The sequence below is a fragment of the Nocardia salmonicida NBRC 13393 genome (assembly GCF_001613085.1).
Lineage (GTDB): Bacteria > Actinomycetota > Actinomycetes > Mycobacteriales > Mycobacteriaceae > Nocardia > Nocardia salmonicida.
Genome location: NZ_BDBR01000010.1, coordinates 213,805 through 231,370 on the forward strand (window position 1 = coordinate 213,805; position 17,566 = coordinate 231,370).

The window sequence follows — 17,566 nt, forward strand, 5'->3', positions numbered from 1 at the left end:
CGCTACCCTCGACTCTCGTGCAAACGGTGCTGAGAGTCGACCTTGTCGGCCATGGCCTTACCGAGGCGGTACGTAAGGCGCGTTTTCCTGTCGACGAACCCCTGGACGAGTCGGGGCGGGCCGCTGTGCGTGCCTGTGTACCGCTCGACGAAGCGTTGGTGCGGACAGGACCGGAGCGACGAGCTCGGGAGACGGCGGAGGAATTGGGCCTCGTCGGCGAACAGGACGTGCGATTACGCGATCTCGATGCGGGGTCGTGGCGCGGTAGTGAGATGGGCAAACTCGCACAGGATCAGTTGTTCGCGTGGCTGACCGATCCCGAATTCCGTGGGCACGGTGGCGAATCCGTCACCGATCTGGTCGATCGGGTGCGGTTCTGGTTGGCCGAGATCGCGTCGTCGGGGCAGAACACCGTGGCGGTGACGCATCCGGCCGTGGTGCGCGCGGCGCTGCTCGTGGTGCTCGACGCACCGGCGAAGTCGTTCTGGCGCATGGATGTTCCGCCCGCGAGCATCACCCGGCTGCACTATCGCGGGAACTGGACCCTGCGACTCGGCAACGGATAACGAAGAAGGCCCCGGATTCGAAAATCCGGGGCCTTCTTCGTAGTAGCGGGAACAGGATTTGAACCTGCGACCTCTGGGTTATGAGCCCAGCGAGCTACCGAGCTGCTCCATCCCGCGTTGCAAATACCACTTTACACGGGGTGGGTCAGAAGGTGAAATCGCCTGGTGGGCGCAGTCGCGCCTGGCTGTTCAGCCGAAATGGATGCCCTGCGCGAGCGGGAGCTCGGTGGAGTAGTTGACGGTGTTGGTGGCCCGGCGCATGTAGGCCTTCCAGGAGTCCGAGCCCGATTCCCGGCCGCCGCCGGTGTGTTTCTCCCCGCCGAACGCGCCGCCGATCTCCGCACCCGATGTTCCGATATTGACATTGGCGATGCCGCAGTCGGATCCGGCCAGGAACTGTTCGGCCTCGCGCTGGTCGAGGGTGAAGATCGACGAGGAAAGTCCCTGTGTCACATCGTTGTTGAGTGCGATGGCCTCGTCGATGTCGTCGTAGGTCAGCACGTACAGAATCGGTGCGAAGGTCTCCTCGCGCACGAGCTCGGTCTGCGCGGGCATGCGAACAAGGGCGGGGCGCACGTAGTAGGCGTCGGGGCCGAGTACCTCGACTCGCTCACCGCCACAGATGATGTCGCCGCCTTCGGCCACCGCGCCGACCAGCGCCTGCTGCATCGCCGCGAAGGCACGCTCGTTGATCAGCGGCCCGACCAGCACTCCGTCGTCGAGTGGATTGCCCACGGGGAGTTGGCTGTACGCCGCGGCGAGCCGGTCGACCAGCTGGTCGGCGATCGAACGATGCACGATCAACCGCCGCAGACTCGTACACCGCTGGCCCGCCGTCCCGGCCGCCGAGAAGACGATGCCGCGTACCGCCAGCTCCAGATCGGCACTCGACGCCACGATCGCGGCATTGTTGCCCCCCAGTTCGAGCAGGCAGCGCCCGAACCGCCCGGCCACCCGCGGGGCGACGGTGGCGCCCATCCGCACCGAACCGGTCGCGCTCACCAAGGCGACCCGGGGATCGTCGACCAACGCGGATCCGACCGTGGCGTCACCTTGGATCAGTTGGTGCACTTCGGGATCGGCGCCCACCTCGACCGCCGCGCGACGCAGCAGCGTGTGGCACGCCAACGCCGTCAACGGCGTGGTCTCCGAGGGCTTCCAGACCGCCGTGTCCCCGCACACCAGCGCGATCGCGGTATTCCAAGCCCACACCGCGACAGGGAAATTGAACGCCGAGATCACCCCGACGACGCCGAGTGGATGCCACGTCTCCATGAGCCGGTGTCCGGGCCGCTCGGAAGGCATTGTGGCGCCGTAGAGTTGGCGCGACAGCCCGATCGCGAACTCGCAGACGTCGATCATCTCCTGCACTTCGCCCAGTGCCTCGGGGCCGATCTTGCCCGCTTCCAGGGTCACCAGCTCGGCCAGCTCGTTCTGATTGGTCACCAGCAACTGGGCCAGCCTGCGCACCAACGCCGCCCGTACGGGCGCGGGAACCGTGCGCCACGCCTCGAATGCGGTGGCGGCGCGGCCGATCGCGGCATCGACGTCGTCGGGGGTGTCGGCGGTCAGGGGCAACAGGACACCGCCGGAGATCGGCGTGCGCGCGAGCAGCGGGCCGGGTTCCGGCACGGCGGCGCCGAGGCCCTGCAGCAGCGCCCTGGCTCGCAGGGAGAGCTGCTCGGAGAAGTTCACGGTCTGCGTCATCGGTACTCTGCTCACCTTCTGCTGTTTGGTACGACTCACGGAATAGTTCGGGAGAATTCGGTGGGGAACGGTAAGAAGTTTTCCCCGCCCGAGCCCCACGCTGAGTTAGCCTTCGCTGATGGCGGATACACCGGCTCGACCCCAGCTCGATGACATCGATCGACTATTGATCAAAGAACTGATGGCCGACGGTCGCGCTACATTGTCGAATCTGGCCGAGAAGGCCAGTCTCTCGGTCTCCGCGGTGCAATCGCGGGTGCGCAGGCTCGAAGCGCGCGGGGTGATTCGCGGGTACGCGGCGCAGGTGGACCCCGAAGCGCTCGGGCACTTGTTGTCGGCGTTCGTCGCGATCACTCCTCTCGACCCGTCCCAGCCCGATGACGCGCCCGCCTTGCTGCAGCACATCCCCGGCATCGAGGGGTGCCACTCGGTGGCGGGCGAGGAGAGCTACGTCCTACTGGTGCGGGTGGCCTCGCCTCGGCATCTGGAACATCTGCTGCAGGAGATCAGGGCCACAGCCAACGTACACACCCGCAGCACCATCATCCTGCAGACATTCTATGACAGGTAGTCATCTTCCGTAATTTGATCCGTGATTCCGTAGAACTTCCGTAAATATTTGCGTATCGTCGGTTTCATGACCATCGAACTGGAGCGCCCCGGCGCGGCGGTCATCCCCGCCAACCGGGTCCACGAAATCCTGTCCTCGCACATCCTCGCGGACGGTTTCGAGCTTGTGCTCGACCTACACGAGTCGCACGGCCGAACGCTGGTCGACGAACGCGACGGCACCAGCTATCTCGACATGTTCGGCTTCTTCGCCTCCAACGCGCTCGGGATGAACCATCCCGCGCTGGCCGGCGACGAGAGCTTTCTCGCCGAACTGGCCACCGCCGCGCTGAACAAGCCGAGCAACTCCGATATCTACACCGTCGAGATGGCCCGCTTCGTCGACACCTTCGCCCGAGTTCTCGGTGATCCGCGTTTACCGCATCTGTTCTTCGTCGACGGTGGTGCGCTCGCGGTCGAGAACGCGCTGAAAGTCGCTTTCGACTGGAAGAGTAGACACAACGAATTGCACGGCCGCGCAACGGATCTCGGTACAAAGGTGCTGCACCTGACCGGCGCCTTCCACGGGCGCAGCGGCTATACGTTGTCGCTCACCAATACTGACCCGGTCAAGACCGCGCGATTCCCGAAATTCGATTGGCCGCGAATCGACACACCGCACACCTTCGCCGGGCCCGACATCGCCGCCCTCGAAGCGCACGCCATAGCCCAGGCCGAACAGGCCTTCGCCGACAACCCGCACGACATCGCCTGCTTCATCGCCGAGCCGATCCAGGGCGAAGGTGGTGACCGCCACCTGCGACCGGAATTCCTCGGCGCCATGCAGCAGCTGTGCCACGCCAACGACGCGCTGTTCATCCTCGACGAGGTGCAGACCGGTGTCGGCATGACCGGAACCACCTGGGCCTTCCAGCAATTGGACGTGCAGCCCGATGTGATCGCCTTCGGCAAGAAGACCCAGGTCTGCGGGATCATGGCAGGCGGGCGGGTCGACGAGGTGGCCGGCAATGTCTTCCAGGTGAGCTCACGGCTCAACTCCACCTGGGGCGGCAACCTCACCGACATGGTGCGCACCCGGCGCATTCTCGAAGTGCTGGAGCGGGATCGGCTGATCGAGGGCGCGGGGCCGCTCGGTGCGTATCTGCTCGAGCTGCTCGGCAAGCTCGCCACCGCGCACCCGGACAAGGTCAGCGAGGCGCGGGGGCGTGGGCTGATGTGCGCGATCACCCTGGCGACGCCGCAGCTGCGTGATCGGGTGGTGAACGAGCTTCGTGACCGTGAACATGTGCTGCTGCTCGGCACAGGGGAGCGCAGCATCCGGTTCCGGCCGCCGTTGACCGTCACCGAGGACGAGCTGAGTCAGGCCGTCGGCGCCCTCGACGCGGTGCTCACGCGAGAACCCTGACGGTTGGCCGCGTGCCCGGAGACTGTTCCGCCGGGCACGCGGTGCCATGCGGTAGCGGCGATCAGGTCTGCGGGACAGTCAATCCGAGTGCGCCCGCGACGAAGCGGTGGACCGAGGCCAGACCGGCGGTCAGTGCCTCGTCCTCGCCGGGGCGAGCCCAGCCGGTGACGGTGGCGGTGTCGTCGGGGCCCGGTGTCACGCCGATCTCGGCTACCAGTTCGGCCGTCGTCGGAACGCAGACCGCCCAGGAGAAATGGGATTCATCGGCCCACTGCGCCGACCGGGTGGCCACGTAGTCCGGATCGGTGATGCCGCCGTCGGCCAGCGCGGGCCGGTCGTCGATGCGCTCGTCGGCGCGAAGGGCGCGTAGATACCAGGACCCTGCGTTGATCTCGATCGGTTCCACGCGAGCAGCCTAGTGGTGCCGTGCGCCGAGCCGGGGTCAGGCCGTGCGCAGGGCGCCGCCGCCGAGCAGTGAGTGAACCGCTGTGCGACCGATGTCGAGGGCGCGGGTGAGCAGGTCGGTGTCGCGGGCCGCGCTGTCGATGGCGGGGGAACCGACGGGTGGGTGCACCTGGAGGACGTGATCGCCGAGCCCGTCGAGGTAGCTGTCCTCGACCGCCTGCTGGCCGGGCCGCTTGCTCCACGCCCGGAAGGCGCCGGGCGCGATGGCACGCATATAGCCGCCGCCGACCACCCGATGCAGCAAAGGAGCGGGCGGGCGGAGTTCATCGGTCCGGCGGGTCCGCAGGACCAGGGCGTGGGTGGCGCCCGCGGCCACGGCGGTGCGGATCGGGACGGTCTCGGTGAGCCCGCCGTCGAAGTAGCTGCCGCCCGCGAGGGCCACCGGTGGTCCCGCTAGCAGCGGTAGGCCCGCAGAGGCCCGTAGCGCCGTCATGAGGGTGTTCTTATCGGTGATGTAGGGCCCGAGGTCCACCGACTGCCCGGTGCGGATATCGGTCGCGATCGGGTGGAAGGTGGTCGGATTGGCCAGGATGGCAGGAAAGTCCATCGGCTCGATGCCGTCGTACACGCGGTGCACGAGATAGTGCAGATCGAAGACGGGTCGACCGCGGAAGATCCGCACCGGATCGACCACGCGGCGCATGATCACCGGGTCGGTCCACGAACGCATTCCCGTCGCCGCGCGCCCGCACAGCAGCCACGCGCCGTTGATCGCCCCGGCCGAGGTGCCGTAGACGGCGTCGAAAACCTTCGAAAGGCCCAACTCCTCGAGCGCCTGGACCATGCCGCTGGAGTACACACCGCGGCTGCCACCACCCTCGATCACCAACGCGAGCCGATTGCCGTCGGCGCGCTGCCCGGATTCCCGGCGAGCCCGGATGACCTCGGCCACCGTGGCCGAACCCGGCGTCGAGAGCGGGTCCAGATCGGTGTGCGCAGTACTGGTCACCCGATCCACGATACGACAGAACACGGGCACCCATCCGGCGCGGACAGGTGATTTTCGTCCGCCGTTCACCCCGGCGAACGACAACGGGCGCCGGTCCGAGAAGACCGACGCCCGTTGGTGAGACTTGCTACCTACTTGATCTCCGCCAGAACGGTGCCCTGGGTGATCGCGGCGCCCGCCTCGACGGCCAGCCCGGTGACGACACCGGCCTTGTGCGCGTTGACCGGGTTCTCCATCTTCATGGCCTCGAGCACCACGATCAGGTCGCCCACCTCGACGGTCTGGCCCTCTTCGACCGCGACCTTCACGACAGTGCCCTGCATCGGCGCGGTCACCGCGTCACCCGACGCGGCACCGGCACCGGCGCCGCCACGCTTGCGCGCCTTCGGCTTCTTGCGAACCACACCGTTGCCGACCGAACCGGCCGCACCGCCACCGAGGGTGAACTGACCGGGCAGCGACACCTCGACGCGACGTCCACCGACCTCGACGACAACCTTCTGCCGGGGCAGATCGTCGTCGTCATCGTCGGCGGCACCGGCGGCCGTGTACGGCTCGACGGTGTTCTTCCACTCGTTTTCGATCCACTTGGTGTAGACGTCGAACTTCTCGCCGTCACCGATGAATGCCGGATCCTCGATGACCGCGCGGTGGAACGGGATCACCGTCGCCAGGCCCTCGACATCGAACTCGGCCAGCGCGCGACGGGCGCGCTGCAGCGCCTGCTCGCGGTTCTCGCCGGTGACGATCAGCTTGGCCAGCATCGAGTCGAACTGACCGCCGATGACGCTGCCCTGGACCACGCCGGAGTCGACGCGCACACCGGGGCCCGAGGGCTCGCGGTAGACGTTCACCGGGCCGGGAGCGGGCAGGAAGCCGCGACCGGCGTCCTCACCGTTGATCCGGAACTCGAACGAGTGGCCACGCGGGGTGGGGTCTTCCTTGATGGAGAGCTCGTCGCCGTTGGCGATCGCGAACTGCTGACGCACCAGGTCGATGCCCGCGGTCTCCTCGGTGACCGGGTGCTCCACCTGCAGGCGGGTGTTCACCTCGAGGAACGACACGGTCTCGCCCTGCACCAGGTACTCCACGGTGCCGGCGCCGTAGTAGCCCGCCTCGCGGCAGATGCGCTTGGCCGACTCGTGGATGGCGGCGCGAACCTCGGCGGACAGGAACGGCGCGGGCGCCTCCTCGACGAGCTTCTGGAACCGGCGCTGCAGCGAGCAGTCGCGGGTACCGGCGACGACCACGTTGCCGTGCTGGTCGGCGATGACCTGGGCTTCGACGTGGCGGGCCTTGTCGAGGTACTGCTCGACGAAGCACTCGCCGCGACCGAAGGCGGCGATGGCCTCACGGGTGGCCGACTCGAACAGCTCGGGGATCTCTTCGATGGTGTGGGCGACCTTCATGCCGCGGCCACCGCCACCGAAAGCGGCCTTGATGGCCACCGGGACGCCGTATTCCTTGGCGAACGCGACGACCTCGTCGGCGTTCTTGACCGGGTCCTTGGTGCCCGCGGCCATCGGCGCCTTCGCCTTCTCGGCGATGTGGCGCGCGGTGACCTTGTCACCGAGGTCGCGGATGGACTGCGGCGACGGGCCGATCCAGATCAGCCCGGCGTCGATGACGGCCTGGGCGAAGTCGGCGTTCTCGGAGAGGAAACCGTAACCGGGGTGGATCGCGTCGGCGCCGGACTTGGCCGCGGCGTCGAGGATCTTGTCGAACACGAGGTACGACTCGGCAGAGGTCTGACCGCCGAGGGCGAAGGCCTCGTCGGCGAGCTTCACGAAGGGAGCGTCGGCATCGGGCTCGGCATACACCGCGACGCTGGTGATTCCCGCGTCCTTGGCAGCCCGGATCACGCGAACCGCGATCTCGCCGCGGTTAGCTACGAGTACCTTTGTGATCCGTGCGCTGGCATGGCTGGGCACTGAGCCTCCTGTGTGCAATCTTTGGTCGCGTCGGGGAACGGGTCGCCGGTTAGGCCCCGTGCCCGGTATCGACAACTTTCGTCTCGGGCGAGTGTAGGCAGTGTGCCAACCCTGCTCGAACTCGGCTAGCCCTACTGTCGAGTAGGTCGCAGGTCACACTACGCGGCGTCCAGTGATGTGAACATGTTTCAAATGATCTGATTCGCGACACCTGGTTCGGTGCCCGTGGCGATCGGTACCCGCACCGAGTTGCCCCATTCGATCCACGAACCGTCGTAATTGCGTACCGACCTGCGGCCGAGCAGGAACGTGAGGACGAACCAGGTGTGGCTGGACCGCTCGCCCACCCGGCTGTACACGACCAGGTCGTCGGCCGGAAGCGCGCCGTAGACCTCGTCGAGGTCGGCGCGCGAGCGGAAGCGGCCGTCGATCGTGGCGGCGGCGGTCCACGGGATGTTCACCGCGGTCGGCACGTGTCCGCCGCGCAGGGTCGCGTACTCCTGGTTGAGCGGCTTGTCCTCGAGTTCGCCCGAGTACTCCTGCGCCGAACGCACGTCGACCAGGGGCTTGCCGAGCCTGCCGAGCACCTCCTCGCGGAACGCGCGCGCGGTCGAGTCGTCGCGCACGACCTCGGGGTAGTCGCTGGGGGTGGGGTAGGGCTGGTCGAAGGTGGTGTCGCGTTCCTCGGAGATCCAGGCGTCGCGGCCGCCGTCGAGCAGGCGCACGTCCTCGTGGCCGAACAGCGTGAAGATCCAGGCGGTGTGCGCGGCCTGGGCATTGCCGCGGTCGCCGTAGATCACGATGGTGTCGTCGCGCTCGATGCCCTTGGCGCGCATCAGCTCGGTGAAGCGCTCGCCGTCTACATAATCGCGGGTCACCGGGTCGCTCAGGTCGCCGCGCCAGTCGATCTTGACCGCGCCCGGGACATGGCCGATGTCGTAGAGCAGGATGTCATCGTTGGACTCGATGATTCGTAAACCACGCACGCCGATGTTTGCGGACAGCCATTCTGTGGTTACCAATCGATGCGGGACTGCGTAGGAACCGAAGGCGGGGTGCGGATCCGGGGCGACAGGCACGGTGTGGTCCTTCACGCGAGTTGGGCGGGTGCGAGCACTTGGTGGTCGCAGCCGATGGTAAGTGTGTGGTGGCACATCACGAATCGACACAATGGGCGAATAAAGCGCACGGATGTCCGATAAAGTCTCTGGAGAGGAGGGGTGAGCTATGTCCGATTCTTGGCCGCGACGGCGACTGCTCGCGATCCTACGTGGCGCCACCGAGCCCCTCGATGCCCAGGAACTGGCCCGCATCACCGGACAGCACGTCACCACCGTCCGATTCCACCTCGATGTCCTCACCCGTGAATCGCTGGTTCGCCAGTTCCAGCAGCCGCCACGCGGCCGCGGACGCCCGCGCATCGGCTATCGCGCGGTGCAGCGCTCGGTGGGCTACCAGGAGCTCGCGCAGGTACTGGCCGACCATCTCGGTCCCGATCCGGTCGCCCGATCCGCCGCCGCCGTGGCCGCGGGCCGCGCGTGGGGTGCGCGGATGGATGTCGGCACGCAGCAGGTGGAGACCCTCGCCGATGCCAGGGACATCACCATGTCGCTGATGTCGGAGCTCGGGTTCGCGCCCGAGAAGGAGCCCGCCGGGGAGACCCCGGAGCACGTACAGATCAACCTGACCGCCTGTCCGCTGCGTGAACTGGCCCGCTCGCACTCCGAGGTCGTGTGTGGTGTGCACATGGGTCTCATGCGGGAGGTTCTCGAGCGCAACGGAGCCCGCGGGCGGGTGGACGTGCAGTTGCATCCGTTCGTCGAGCCCGAGCTGTGTACGGCCCGGCTCGACCTGACGATGAACGCGCCCGACCGCACCCCGGCCAAGGAGCCGGGGGATCAGCACGTGATCGCGCCGTCAGCCCCGCGGATCCCGCCACAACTGAGTGACACCGACGCCGACGTCTTCGAGCAGTCGGCGCAACAGCGGTAATCCGATCCCGATGACGCTGGACGGGTCGCCCTCGATCCGGTCGACGAACCACCCACCGAGCCCGTCCAAAGTGAACGCGCCCGCGACCTTCAAGGGTTCGCCCGTCGCGATATAGGTATCGAGCTCATCGGGCGTCGGTTTCGCGAAATGCACCGTGGTACTGCTGCATTCGGCCGACTCGGCGACGATCTCGCCGTCGCGTAGACGCAGCACACAGTGCCCGGTGATCAGGTCCGCGCTGCGGCCCGCCATCGTGGCCCAGCGCTCGCGCGCCACCTCTGGGGTGTGCGGTTTGCCCTGCAGCTGCCCGTCGACGAGCAGCATCGAATCGCAGCCGACGACAACACAGTCGGCGGCGAGTTCGGGAATCGAAGCGGCGACGTCGGCCGCCTTGGCGCGAGCCAAGGCGACGACGACATCATGCGAGGAGGTGTCCGCGGGCAGTGCCGCCGACACCGCGTCCTCGTCCACGCCCGAGACCCGCACCACGGGGTCGATGCCCGCGGTGCGCAGGATCCCGAGCCGGGCCGGCGACGCCGATGCCAGAACCAGTCTGGTCATCTCGCCCACCAGCTCGGTCACCTCAGCGCAGGTGCGACAGCATCGGGTACACGTACGGCGAGAACGGGTTGGTGCCCCGATGCATCATCGTCGATGTGCCCCATGCGTCGGCCGGTCCGTTCGATGCACCGGCGGGCGCGTCGGCGGTTGCCGCGCTCAGGACGGCGACCAGAGCCGCGATGTCCTGATCGGTGGGCGAACCCTTGAGAATGCGGAACATCGGCTCGCCGGTGCTCGACACCGGGGCCTCGACCGCCGCGTCCACCGACAGTTCAGCTTCTTCGACGAGTGGTTCGACGACGAGCTCGAGCTCGGCGACTGTCAGCACGTCTTCTTCTGCCACAGTTGTCACAGTGCCAGATCCTTCCTGCACTTACTTCGCTTCACAGCGCGGTTGACGCGATCATTCCCGGTGTGGCCGCGCTGATCAATAGTTGTCTTCCACAACAAGTGTGCGCGGCCTATCCGGGATATCGCGTTTTCAGAGCGGAATGTTGCCGTGTTTCTTCGGCGGCATGGTCACCATTTTGCGCTCGAGGAGCCGCAGCGCCGACACGATCTGGCCACGGGTGTGCGAGGGCGGGACGACCGCGTCGACGTATCCGCGCTCGGCGGCGACGTACGGGTTCACGAGAGTGTCCTCGTACTCGTTCTGCAGCTCGAGGCGCAGCGCATCGACATCGTCGCCGTTCTTGGCGGCATCGGCCAACTGCTTGCGGTAGACGAAGCCGACGGCGCCGGAGGCGCCCATCACGGCGATCTGAGCGGTCGGCCACGCCAGGTTCACATCGGCACCCATGTGCTTGGAACCCATGACGTCGTAGGCGCCGCCGTAAGCCTTGCGAGTGATGATCGTGATCTTTCCCACAGTGGCCTCGCCGTAGGCGTAGAGCAGCTTCGCACCACGGCGAATGATGCCGTTGTATTCCTGGCCGGTGCCGGGCAGGAAGCCGGGCACGTCCACCAGGGTGATGATCGGAACGTTGAAGGCGTCGCAGGTGCGCACGAAGCGCGCGGCCTTCTCCGAGGCGTCGATGTCGAGGCAGCCGGCGAACTGCATGGGCTGGTTGGCGACGATGCCGACGCTGCGGCCGTCCACGCGACCGAAGCCGCAGATGATGTTCATCGCGCGCTCGGCCTGGACCTCGAGGAACTCGTCGTCGTCGAGCAGACGGCGGATGACCTCGTGCATGTCGTAGGGCTGGTTCGGCGAGTCCGGGATGATCGTGTCGAGCTCGATGTCCTCATCGGTGAGGGACTCGTCGATCGCGCCGTTGATCGGGTCGGTGGGCGCGTGGCGCGGGGCCTCGGCGCGGTTGTTGCTCGGTAGGTAGCTCAGCAGGTCCTTGACGTAGTCGAGGGCGTCCTGCTCGCCGGAAGCGACGTAGTGGGCGACGCCGGACTTCACCATGTGGGTGTGCGCGCCACCCAGGTCCTCCATCGAGACCTCTTCACCGGTGACGGTCTTGATCACGTCGGGCCCGGTGACGAACATCTGGGAGGTCTGATCGACCATCACCACGAAGTCGGTGAGCGCGGGGGAGTACACGTGACCACCGGCGGCGGCACCCATGATCAGCGAGATCTGTGGGATCACGCCGGAGGCCTGCACGTTGCGGTGGAAGATCTCGCCGTAGAGGCCGAGCGAGACGACGCCCTCCTGGATGCGCGCGCCGGCGCCCTCGTTGATGCCGACCAGCGGACGGCCGGTCTTGATCGCCAGGTCCATCACCTTGACGATCTTCTCGCCGTAGACCTCGCCGAGGGAGCCACCGAACACGGTGACGTCCTGGGAGAAGATGCACACGTCGCGGCCATCGATCGTGCCGTAGCCGGTGACGACGCCGTCACCGAGCGGGCGGTTGTGCTCGAGCCCGAAATTCACGCTGCGGTGCTTGGCCAGGGCGTCGAGCTCGACGAAGGAGCCTTCGTCGACCAGAGCGAGGATGCGCTCGCGCGCGGTCATCTTGCCCTTGGCGTGCACCTTGTCGACCGCGGCCTCACCCATCGGGTGTTGCGCTTCTTCCAGCCGATTCCGCAGATCAGCCAGCTTCCCGGCGGTGGTGTGGATATCGGGGGTGCCCGCCGATTCCGATGCGGGCTGCTGCTGGACACTCGTCATGGGTTGCGAGTGTAACGAGTGACACCGTCGCGCACCACGGCAGTCTCGCCTACCGGCCAGTAGAGAAACCCCAGCTAGGCGTACCTTCGCATTCGCTCCGGCCATGCGCGGTCTGATGATGGGCTGCGCCCACAGCGCCTATTCGGTGTGGTCATGATCGTTCACAGAGAACTCCAGTAACGTGCCGAGAATGAACAGGGCACCCATCGATGTACAGGGTCTGCGCAGCTCGCAGGGACTGTCGTTCTACGACCGGATCGATGTAGTCGAATCGACCGGATCGACCAATGCCGATCTGGTCGCCCGCGCCGCCGACCCGTCCGCCGACCGTCAGGCGCTGCTCGCCGAGGAACAGGTGAGCGGTCGTGGCCGACATGCCCGCGCCTGGGTGAGTCCGCCCCGTGCGCAGATCTCGCTGTCGATCCTGGTTCGCCTGCCCGGCATCGACCCCACCGCCCTCGGCTGGCTGCCGTTGCTCACCGGCATCGCGGTGGTCGACGCGCTGCGCGGCACGGCCGGGGTCTCGCCGGAATTGAAGTGGCCCAACGATGTTCTGCTCGACGGCCGCAAGCTCGCGGGCATCCTGGCCGAGGTCGCCACGACCGGGATCTCGCCCGCGGTCGTGGTCGGCATCGGGATGAATGTCGACCTCGACGAGTCGGAACTGCCTGTCGCGCACGCGACTTCGCTGGCCCTGGCCGGTGCGCGAGACATCGACCGCACCGCGCTGGTCGCGGCGATCCTGGCCGAGTTCGCGCGCCGCTTCACCGCGTGGGAGCGGGCAGGCTGGGAAACCGCCGATCTGGTGGCCGAATATCGCGAGCGGTGCGCCACCATCGGGATCGAGGTGCGTGCCGAACTGCCCGGCGGGACGGTGCTCACCGGGGTGGCCTCCGGCGTCGACGACACCGGACGGCTGCTCATCGGCGAGCGGGCTGTGTCGGCGGGTGACGTGTCCCACCTGCGCGGACAGTACTGACGACGGGCCCGAGCCGGGCCCGTCGCCGGCACGGGGTCAGCGTGCGGCCGAACCCGCCGTCGCACGCTCGGCCACCTCGCGCTCGCGCGCGAGCAACCGGTCGCGCTGCTCCTCGAACCGCAGGACGTCCTTCTCCAACTTGTCGATGAACAGTGCGAGTTCATCGCGCGCGGCCTCACCGCGCGCACCGAAGTCGTTGCGCTCGAAGACGTTCCACTGCTTGAGTACCGGACGCACCACCTCGTCGAGGTGCTGGCGCAGGTCGTAGATGCCGTGCTTGGCCATCAGCACGCCGTTGCGCCGCCAGTTGGGCATGCCCGCGCCCGGCATCTGGAAGTTGGTGAGCACCTTGGTGATCGCGGGCATCGCCTGGTCCGGCGCGAGATCGAGAGCCGCCGCACACAGGTTGCGATAGAAGATCATGTGCAGGTTCTCGTCGGTGGCGACGCGAGCCAGCATCTTGTCGGCGACCGGGTCGTCGCACACGCGGCCGGTATTGCGGTGGCTCACCCGGGTGGCCAGTTCCTGGAACGTCACATACGCGACGTTGACCAGGAATCCACCCCAGTTCGCCGGTGCGTGCGCGCCCTGGGTCATGTGGACCATCCGCGCTTCTTCCAGCGCCACCGGGTCGACGCCGCGGGTGACGACGAGATAGTCGCGGATCACGATGCCGTGGCGGTTCTCCTCGGCGGTCCAGCGGCCCACCCAGGTGCCCCACGCGCCGTCGAGCGAGAAGTTCTCGGCGATCTCGCGGTGATAGGACGGCAGGTTGTCCTCGGTGAGCAGATTGGTGATCATCGCCGCCTTGGCGACCTCGGTGAGCCTCGATTGTGATGGCTCCCAATCGCTTCCGCCCATGGCGGCGAAATTGCGGCCTTCCTCCCACGGAACGTAATCGTGCGGATTCCAGTCCTTGGCGATGGAAAGGTGCCGGTTGAGGTTCTGTTCGGCCACTGGTTCGAGGGCCGTGAGGATTTCGAGCTGAGTCAGATCTTCGGTCACGCGTGCCTCCACTGTCGGTGTCGAGCAAGCAGATATGGGCAAAACCTGGCATCTAGCGTGTAATCCACAGTATCGCCTCGGCCGTGGCATCGAGAAATGCGGTGTGCCAGCGCGGTACTGTCACATCATGGGTTACCCGGAGGATGTCCTCGCGCCCGACGAGCAGTTGATCCTGCACCGCCACCCGCACTGGAAAATGTTGGTGTGGCCCATCGTCACTCTTATCGTCGGGACCGCGGTCGCCGGTTTTCTCGGCGGCTTGGCTTGGCGCAATACCACCGGTCACGTCCGCACGGTGCTGCTGATCCTGCTCGGCCTCGCCTGGCTCGGGCTGATCGCCTGGCGGGTCGTCGCGCGCGTGATCGCCTGGAAGTCGACGCATTTCATCGTCACCGGACGGCGGGTGCTGGTGCGCCAGGGCGTGCTCACCCATACCGGCATCGATATCCCGCTCAGCCGTATCTCCAGTGTGCAGTTCCGCCACGGTCTCCTCGACCGGGCGCTCGGCACCGGCACGCTGATCATCGGTTCCTCGTCGGAGGAGCCGCTCGAGTACGACGACGTGCCCCAGGTGCAGCAGGTCCACTCGCTGCTCTATCACCAGGTGTTCGAGGCGGGGCGTTCCGCCAACGAGCAGCACTGGGGTGGCGGATACCGGTGAGCCGACGCGCAGCGTTCCTCAGCTGCGCATGGCCGGAGCGCGGGCGGAAGTTTCGCATAACCTGTGCAGATGACCGCTGTACTGCTGGCCGAAGACGACGAGGCGATCGCCGCACCCCTGTCGCGTGCACTGGGGCGTGAGGGCTACACCGTCACCGTCGAGCGCTTCGGTCCGGCGGTGTTGCGCCGCGCGCTCGAGGGCAACCACGACCTGCTGATCCTCGACCTCGGCCTGCCCGGCATGGACGGGCTGGAGGTGTGTCGGCAGGTGCGCGCGAGCGGCGCCGACCTGGCCGTGCTGATGCTCACCGCCCGCACCGACGAGGTCGACTTCGTCGTCGGCCTCGACGCAGGCGCCGACGACTACGTGGGCAAACCGTTCCGCCTGGCCGAGCTGCTGGCCCGCGTGCGAGCTCTGTTGCGGCGCAGCGGAATCGGTGACGACGCCGTGGAGGTCGGCGCGATCCGGCTCGAACCCGCGGCGCGGCGCGTACTGGTCAACGGGGCCGAGGTGAACCTGGCCAACAAGGAATACGAGCTGCTCAAGGTGCTCATCGACCGGGCCGGTCAGGTGGTGGCGCGCGAGACCATCCTGCGCGAGGTCTGGGGCGATGCCGACCTGCGCGGTTCCAAGACACTCGACATGCACATGTCCTGGTTGCGTCGCAAGATCGGCGACGAGGGCCCGATGGCCGAGCGTCGCATCGTCACCGTGCGCGGTGTCGGGTTCCGGCTCAATACCGACGGACCCACCTCGCACCGAGGCTGACGGGCCGTGCGCCGTCGCATCCTGCGTTCGATCCTGACCGTGCTGACCATCACCACGGTGGTGCTCGGCGTGCCGTTGATCTACACCGCCTGGCTGTGGGTCGAAGACATCACCCGCAACGATCTGCAGAGTCGCCTGGAACGGATCTCGACCGAGGTGATCGCCCAGGAACGCGTCGACGGAACCGTCCACGACGGCCTCGACATACGCGCCATGAGCGCGTTGGTCCCCGAGGGCGGCAAGCTCACGATCGTCTATCCGACCCCGGACGACAATGCCGCGCGCACCGATGTCGGTGTCGGTGAGGTCGCCGATCCGCTGGTCGAATCGCTGTCGATGGGCACCTCCGGTTCGCTGCGGCTCGAGGTGCCCGCCGGGCCGATGCACTCGAGGCAGGAGCAGGCGGTGGCCGCGGTGGCGCTGGCCGTGCTCGCCTCACTCGGGGCGGCGTTCTCGGTCGCCGTGGTCACCGCGCGCCGGGTCGCCGATCCGCTGCGCGATGTGGCCGCGCGGGCCGCCCGGTTGGCGATGGGCGACTTCCGGCCCGATCCCCGCCGCCACGGCATCGCCGAACTCGACCGGGTCTCCGACGTGCTCGATTCGGCGACCGTCGAGATCGCGGGCCGCCTGCAACGCGAGCACGCGCTGGTGGCCGACGTTTCCCACCAGCTACGCAGCCGGCTGACCGCCGTTCGGCTGCGCCTGGACGAGCTGTCCACCCATGCCGACCCCGAGGTGGTGCACGAGGCCGAGGAGGCGATGGCGCAGGTCGACCGGCTCACCGAGGCCATCGACGACCTGGTCCGCGCCTCCCGCGACGAGGACGCCACCGACCGCGATCCGGTCCCGGTGATGGCGGAATTACGCGGTGTGGTCACCGAGTGGACCCATCCGTTCCACGAGACCGGGCGCGAACTGCTCCTGCTCGGCGACGAATCCCTGCGGGCCCCGATCACCGGTTCGCGGTTGCGCGAGGCCGTCGCGGTGCTGGTCGACAATGCCCTGATGCACGGCGCGGGCACCTGCACGATCTCGGTGCGCACGGTCCCGACGATGAGTTCGCGCGACCCGCTGATCTGTGTGGAAGTGTCCGACGAGGGCGAGGGTGTGCGCGATGAACTCGCACCGCACATCTTCGATCGTGGTTTCTCCGCGGGCGGGTCGACCGGCGTCGGTCTCGCGCTGGCCCGCGCGCTGGTGGAGGCCGACGGTGGTCGCCTCGAGCTGCAGCGTCGCCGTCCGGCGCTGTTCGCGGTGTTCCTCGGTTCCAAGCTCAACCGGCCGCAGAACGCGACGCTGACCGAGCCGCGCTGACTCAGCTCTGGCCGAGAGGTTCCTGTTCCCCTTCGACCAAGACCTCGAGTTCGGCGACGATGTCGTCGATCTCGTCGGGGAACACCCAGCGCCGCATCGCCCAGAACCGGAACGCCATCTGCAGCAGATTGCCGATCACGAAAGCGCTGACGAAATCGGCGATGTTCTCGACGAGGAAGCTCACATGGGGTTGGCGCAGATCGAGCACATAGATCGAGATCCACAGCGGGATATTGCTCAGGATCACCCCGATCCCGCTCACTCCGAAGAACAGCAGTGCCTCGTGATGCTTATCTCGCCCGCCGCGGTTCTTGAATGACCATTCTCGGTTGAGGATGTAAGACGCGATTACCGCCACCACGCCCGAGATGATCTTGGCGGTGATCGGCTTATCCGAGAGAACCGTCCATTTCAGGAGGTAGAACAGGCCGCTGTCGATCACGAACGTCGTCGCCCCGACGATGGCGAACTTGATCAGCTCTTTATGCCTGATCGCGGTTTCGCGAAGGCGCGGGGGAAGGACGCTGACCACGTCGTCGACGATTGACACGAGTTCCGAGTGTACCGGTCG

The 17,566-nt window shown here is 67.1% G+C and carries 18 protein-coding genes and 1 tRNA gene; 8 read left to right on the forward strand and 11 right to left on the reverse strand.

Going from position 1 to position 17,566, the window contains the following annotated elements:
• Positions 1-17: 17 nt before the first annotated feature.
• Positions 18-566: a histidine phosphatase family protein gene (locus NS1_RS12525; protein ID WP_056818063.1), complete on the forward strand. Its 549-nt coding sequence runs from the start codon at positions 18-20 to the stop codon at positions 564-566.
• A 43-nt stretch (positions 567-609) separates the two neighbouring features.
• Here NS1_RS12525 and NS1_RS12530 read toward each other — a convergent pair.
• Both NS1_RS12530 and amaB read right to left on the reverse strand, forming a co-directional pair.
• Positions 610-683 (reverse strand) — tRNA-Met (locus NS1_RS12530).
• A gap of 72 nt (positions 684-755) precedes the next feature.
• On the reverse strand, positions 756-2,273 hold the full coding sequence (gene amaB / locus NS1_RS12535; RefSeq protein WP_062984349.1) for an L-piperidine-6-carboxylate dehydrogenase: 1,518 nt from the start codon (positions 2,271-2,273) through the stop codon (positions 756-758).
• A 118-nt stretch (positions 2,274-2,391) separates the two neighbouring features.
• Between amaB and NS1_RS12540 the strand changes: the two genes are divergently transcribed.
• On the forward strand, positions 2,392-2,844 hold the full coding sequence (locus tag NS1_RS12540) for an Lrp/AsnC family transcriptional regulator (protein WP_056818059.1): 453 nt from the start codon (positions 2,392-2,394) through the stop codon (positions 2,842-2,844).
• A 66-nt stretch (positions 2,845-2,910) separates the two neighbouring features.
• Positions 2,911-4,248 (forward strand): L-lysine 6-transaminase, encoded by a 1,338-nt coding sequence (gene lat, locus NS1_RS12545; protein ID WP_062984519.1) that lies wholly within the window; start codon positions 2,911-2,913, stop codon positions 4,246-4,248.
• Positions 4,249-4,309: 61 nt separating this feature from the next.
• Here the strand turns inward: lat and NS1_RS12550 are convergent, their stop codons facing one another.
• From NS1_RS12550 to NS1_RS12565, 4 genes are all read right to left on the reverse strand, one after another.
• Positions 4,310-4,654: a hypothetical protein gene (locus NS1_RS12550; protein ID WP_062984351.1), complete on the reverse strand. Its 345-nt coding sequence runs from the start codon at positions 4,652-4,654 to the stop codon at positions 4,310-4,312.
• A 36-nt stretch (positions 4,655-4,690) separates the two neighbouring features.
• The gene (locus NS1_RS12555; RefSeq protein WP_084503687.1) at positions 4,691-5,662 is read right to left on the reverse strand and encodes a patatin-like phospholipase family protein; all 972 of its coding nucleotides are present in this window, start codon (positions 5,660-5,662) and stop codon (positions 4,691-4,693) included.
• A 131-nt stretch (positions 5,663-5,793) separates the two neighbouring features.
• A complete protein-coding gene (locus tag NS1_RS12560; protein ID WP_062984353.1) occupies positions 5,794-7,593 on the reverse strand; it encodes an acetyl/propionyl/methylcrotonyl-CoA carboxylase subunit alpha in 1,800 nt (599 codons plus the stop codon).
• A 188-nt stretch (positions 7,594-7,781) separates the two neighbouring features.
• Positions 7,782-8,672 (reverse strand): sulfurtransferase, encoded by an 891-nt coding sequence (locus NS1_RS12565; RefSeq protein ID WP_062984523.1) that lies wholly within the window; start codon positions 8,670-8,672, stop codon positions 7,782-7,784.
• Positions 8,673-8,820: 148 nt separating this feature from the next.
• On the opposite strand from NS1_RS12565, the gene NS1_RS12570 reads away from it, so the two are divergent.
• The gene (locus NS1_RS12570) at positions 8,821-9,585 is read left to right on the forward strand and encodes a helix-turn-helix transcriptional regulator (protein ID WP_056818054.1); all 765 of its coding nucleotides are present in this window, start codon (positions 8,821-8,823) and stop codon (positions 9,583-9,585) included.
• Here the strand turns inward: NS1_RS12570 and NS1_RS12575 are convergent.
• From NS1_RS12575 to NS1_RS12585, 3 genes are all read right to left on the reverse strand, one after another.
• Positions 9,511-10,146 carry a Maf family protein gene (locus tag NS1_RS12575; RefSeq protein WP_056818052.1) on the reverse strand — a complete coding sequence of 212 codons (636 nt, stop codon included), beginning with the start codon at positions 10,144-10,146 and terminating at the stop codon, positions 9,511-9,513. The two genes, NS1_RS12570 and NS1_RS12575, sit on opposite strands and share 75 nt — an antisense overlap.
• A gap of 22 nt (positions 10,147-10,168) precedes the next feature.
• On the reverse strand, positions 10,169-10,498 hold the full coding sequence (locus NS1_RS12580; protein ID WP_062984356.1) for an acyl-CoA carboxylase epsilon subunit: 330 nt from the start codon (positions 10,496-10,498) through the stop codon (positions 10,169-10,171).
• 129 nt (positions 10,499-10,627) lie between these two features.
• Positions 10,628-12,268, reverse strand: a complete 1,641-nt coding sequence (locus NS1_RS12585) for an acyl-CoA carboxylase subunit beta (protein ID WP_062984358.1) — start codon at positions 12,266-12,268, stop codon at positions 10,628-10,630.
• A 190-nt stretch (positions 12,269-12,458) separates the two neighbouring features.
• Between NS1_RS12585 and NS1_RS12590 the strand changes: the two genes are divergently transcribed.
• On the forward strand, positions 12,459-13,247 hold the full coding sequence (locus tag NS1_RS12590) for a biotin--[acetyl-CoA-carboxylase] ligase (RefSeq protein WP_062984360.1): 789 nt from the start codon (positions 12,459-12,461) through the stop codon (positions 13,245-13,247).
• Positions 13,248-13,283: 36 nt separating this feature from the next.
• On the opposite strand, the gene NS1_RS12595 is transcribed toward NS1_RS12590, so the two are convergent.
• Positions 13,284-14,252: an acyl-ACP desaturase gene (locus NS1_RS12595; protein ID WP_056818044.1), complete on the reverse strand. Its 969-nt coding sequence runs from the start codon at positions 14,250-14,252 to the stop codon at positions 13,284-13,286.
• Between the two features lie 127 nt (positions 14,253-14,379).
• On the opposite strand from NS1_RS12595, the gene NS1_RS12600 reads away from it, so the two are divergent.
• From NS1_RS12600 to NS1_RS12610, 3 genes are all read left to right on the forward strand, one after another.
• Positions 14,380-14,913, forward strand: a complete 534-nt coding sequence (locus NS1_RS12600) for a PH domain-containing protein (RefSeq protein ID WP_056818042.1) — start codon at positions 14,380-14,382, stop codon at positions 14,911-14,913.
• Positions 14,914-14,982: 69 nt separating this feature from the next.
• Complete coding sequence (locus NS1_RS12605; RefSeq protein WP_056818039.1) at positions 14,983-15,681, forward strand: response regulator transcription factor; 699 nt, start codon at positions 14,983-14,985, stop codon at positions 15,679-15,681.
• A 6-nt stretch (positions 15,682-15,687) separates the two neighbouring features.
• A complete protein-coding gene (locus NS1_RS12610) occupies positions 15,688-16,995 on the forward strand; it encodes a sensor histidine kinase (RefSeq protein WP_062984362.1) in 1,308 nt (435 codons plus the stop codon).
• A 1-nt stretch (position 16,996) separates the two neighbouring features.
• Here NS1_RS12610 and NS1_RS12615 read toward each other — a convergent pair whose 3' ends face one another.
• Positions 16,997-17,545 (reverse strand): GtrA family protein, encoded by a 549-nt coding sequence (locus tag NS1_RS12615; RefSeq protein WP_062984364.1) that lies wholly within the window; start codon positions 17,543-17,545, stop codon positions 16,997-16,999.
• Between the last annotated feature and the right edge of the window lie 21 nt (positions 17,546-17,566).

Bases quoted from the DNA above. Each gene is read 5' to 3' on its own strand.
- amaB (WP_062984349.1), bottom strand. From the start codon at position 2,273: ATGACGCAGACCGTGAACTTCTCCGAGCAGCTCTCCCTGCGAGCCAGG.
- NS1_RS12540 (WP_056818059.1), top strand. From the start codon at position 2,392: ATGGCGGATACACCGGCTCGACCCCAGCTCGATGACATCGATCGACTA.
- lat (WP_062984519.1), top strand. From the start codon at position 2,911: ATGACCATCGAACTGGAGCGCCCCGGCGCGGCGGTCATCCCCGCCAAC.
- NS1_RS12570 (WP_056818054.1), top strand. From the start codon at position 8,821: ATGTCCGATTCTTGGCCGCGACGGCGACTGCTCGCGATCCTACGTGGC.
- NS1_RS12575 (WP_056818052.1), bottom strand. From the start codon at position 10,146: ATGACCAGACTGGTTCTGGCATCGGCGTCGCCGGCCCGGCTCGGGATC.
- NS1_RS12585 (WP_062984358.1), bottom strand. From the start codon at position 12,268: ATGACGAGTGTCCAGCAGCAGCCCGCATCGGAATCGGCGGGCACCCCC.
- NS1_RS12590 (WP_062984360.1), top strand. From the start codon at position 12,459: ATGAACAGGGCACCCATCGATGTACAGGGTCTGCGCAGCTCGCAGGGA.
- NS1_RS12600 (WP_056818042.1), top strand. From the start codon at position 14,380: ATGGGTTACCCGGAGGATGTCCTCGCGCCCGACGAGCAGTTGATCCTG.
- NS1_RS12605 (WP_056818039.1), top strand. From the start codon at position 14,983: ATGACCGCTGTACTGCTGGCCGAAGACGACGAGGCGATCGCCGCACCC.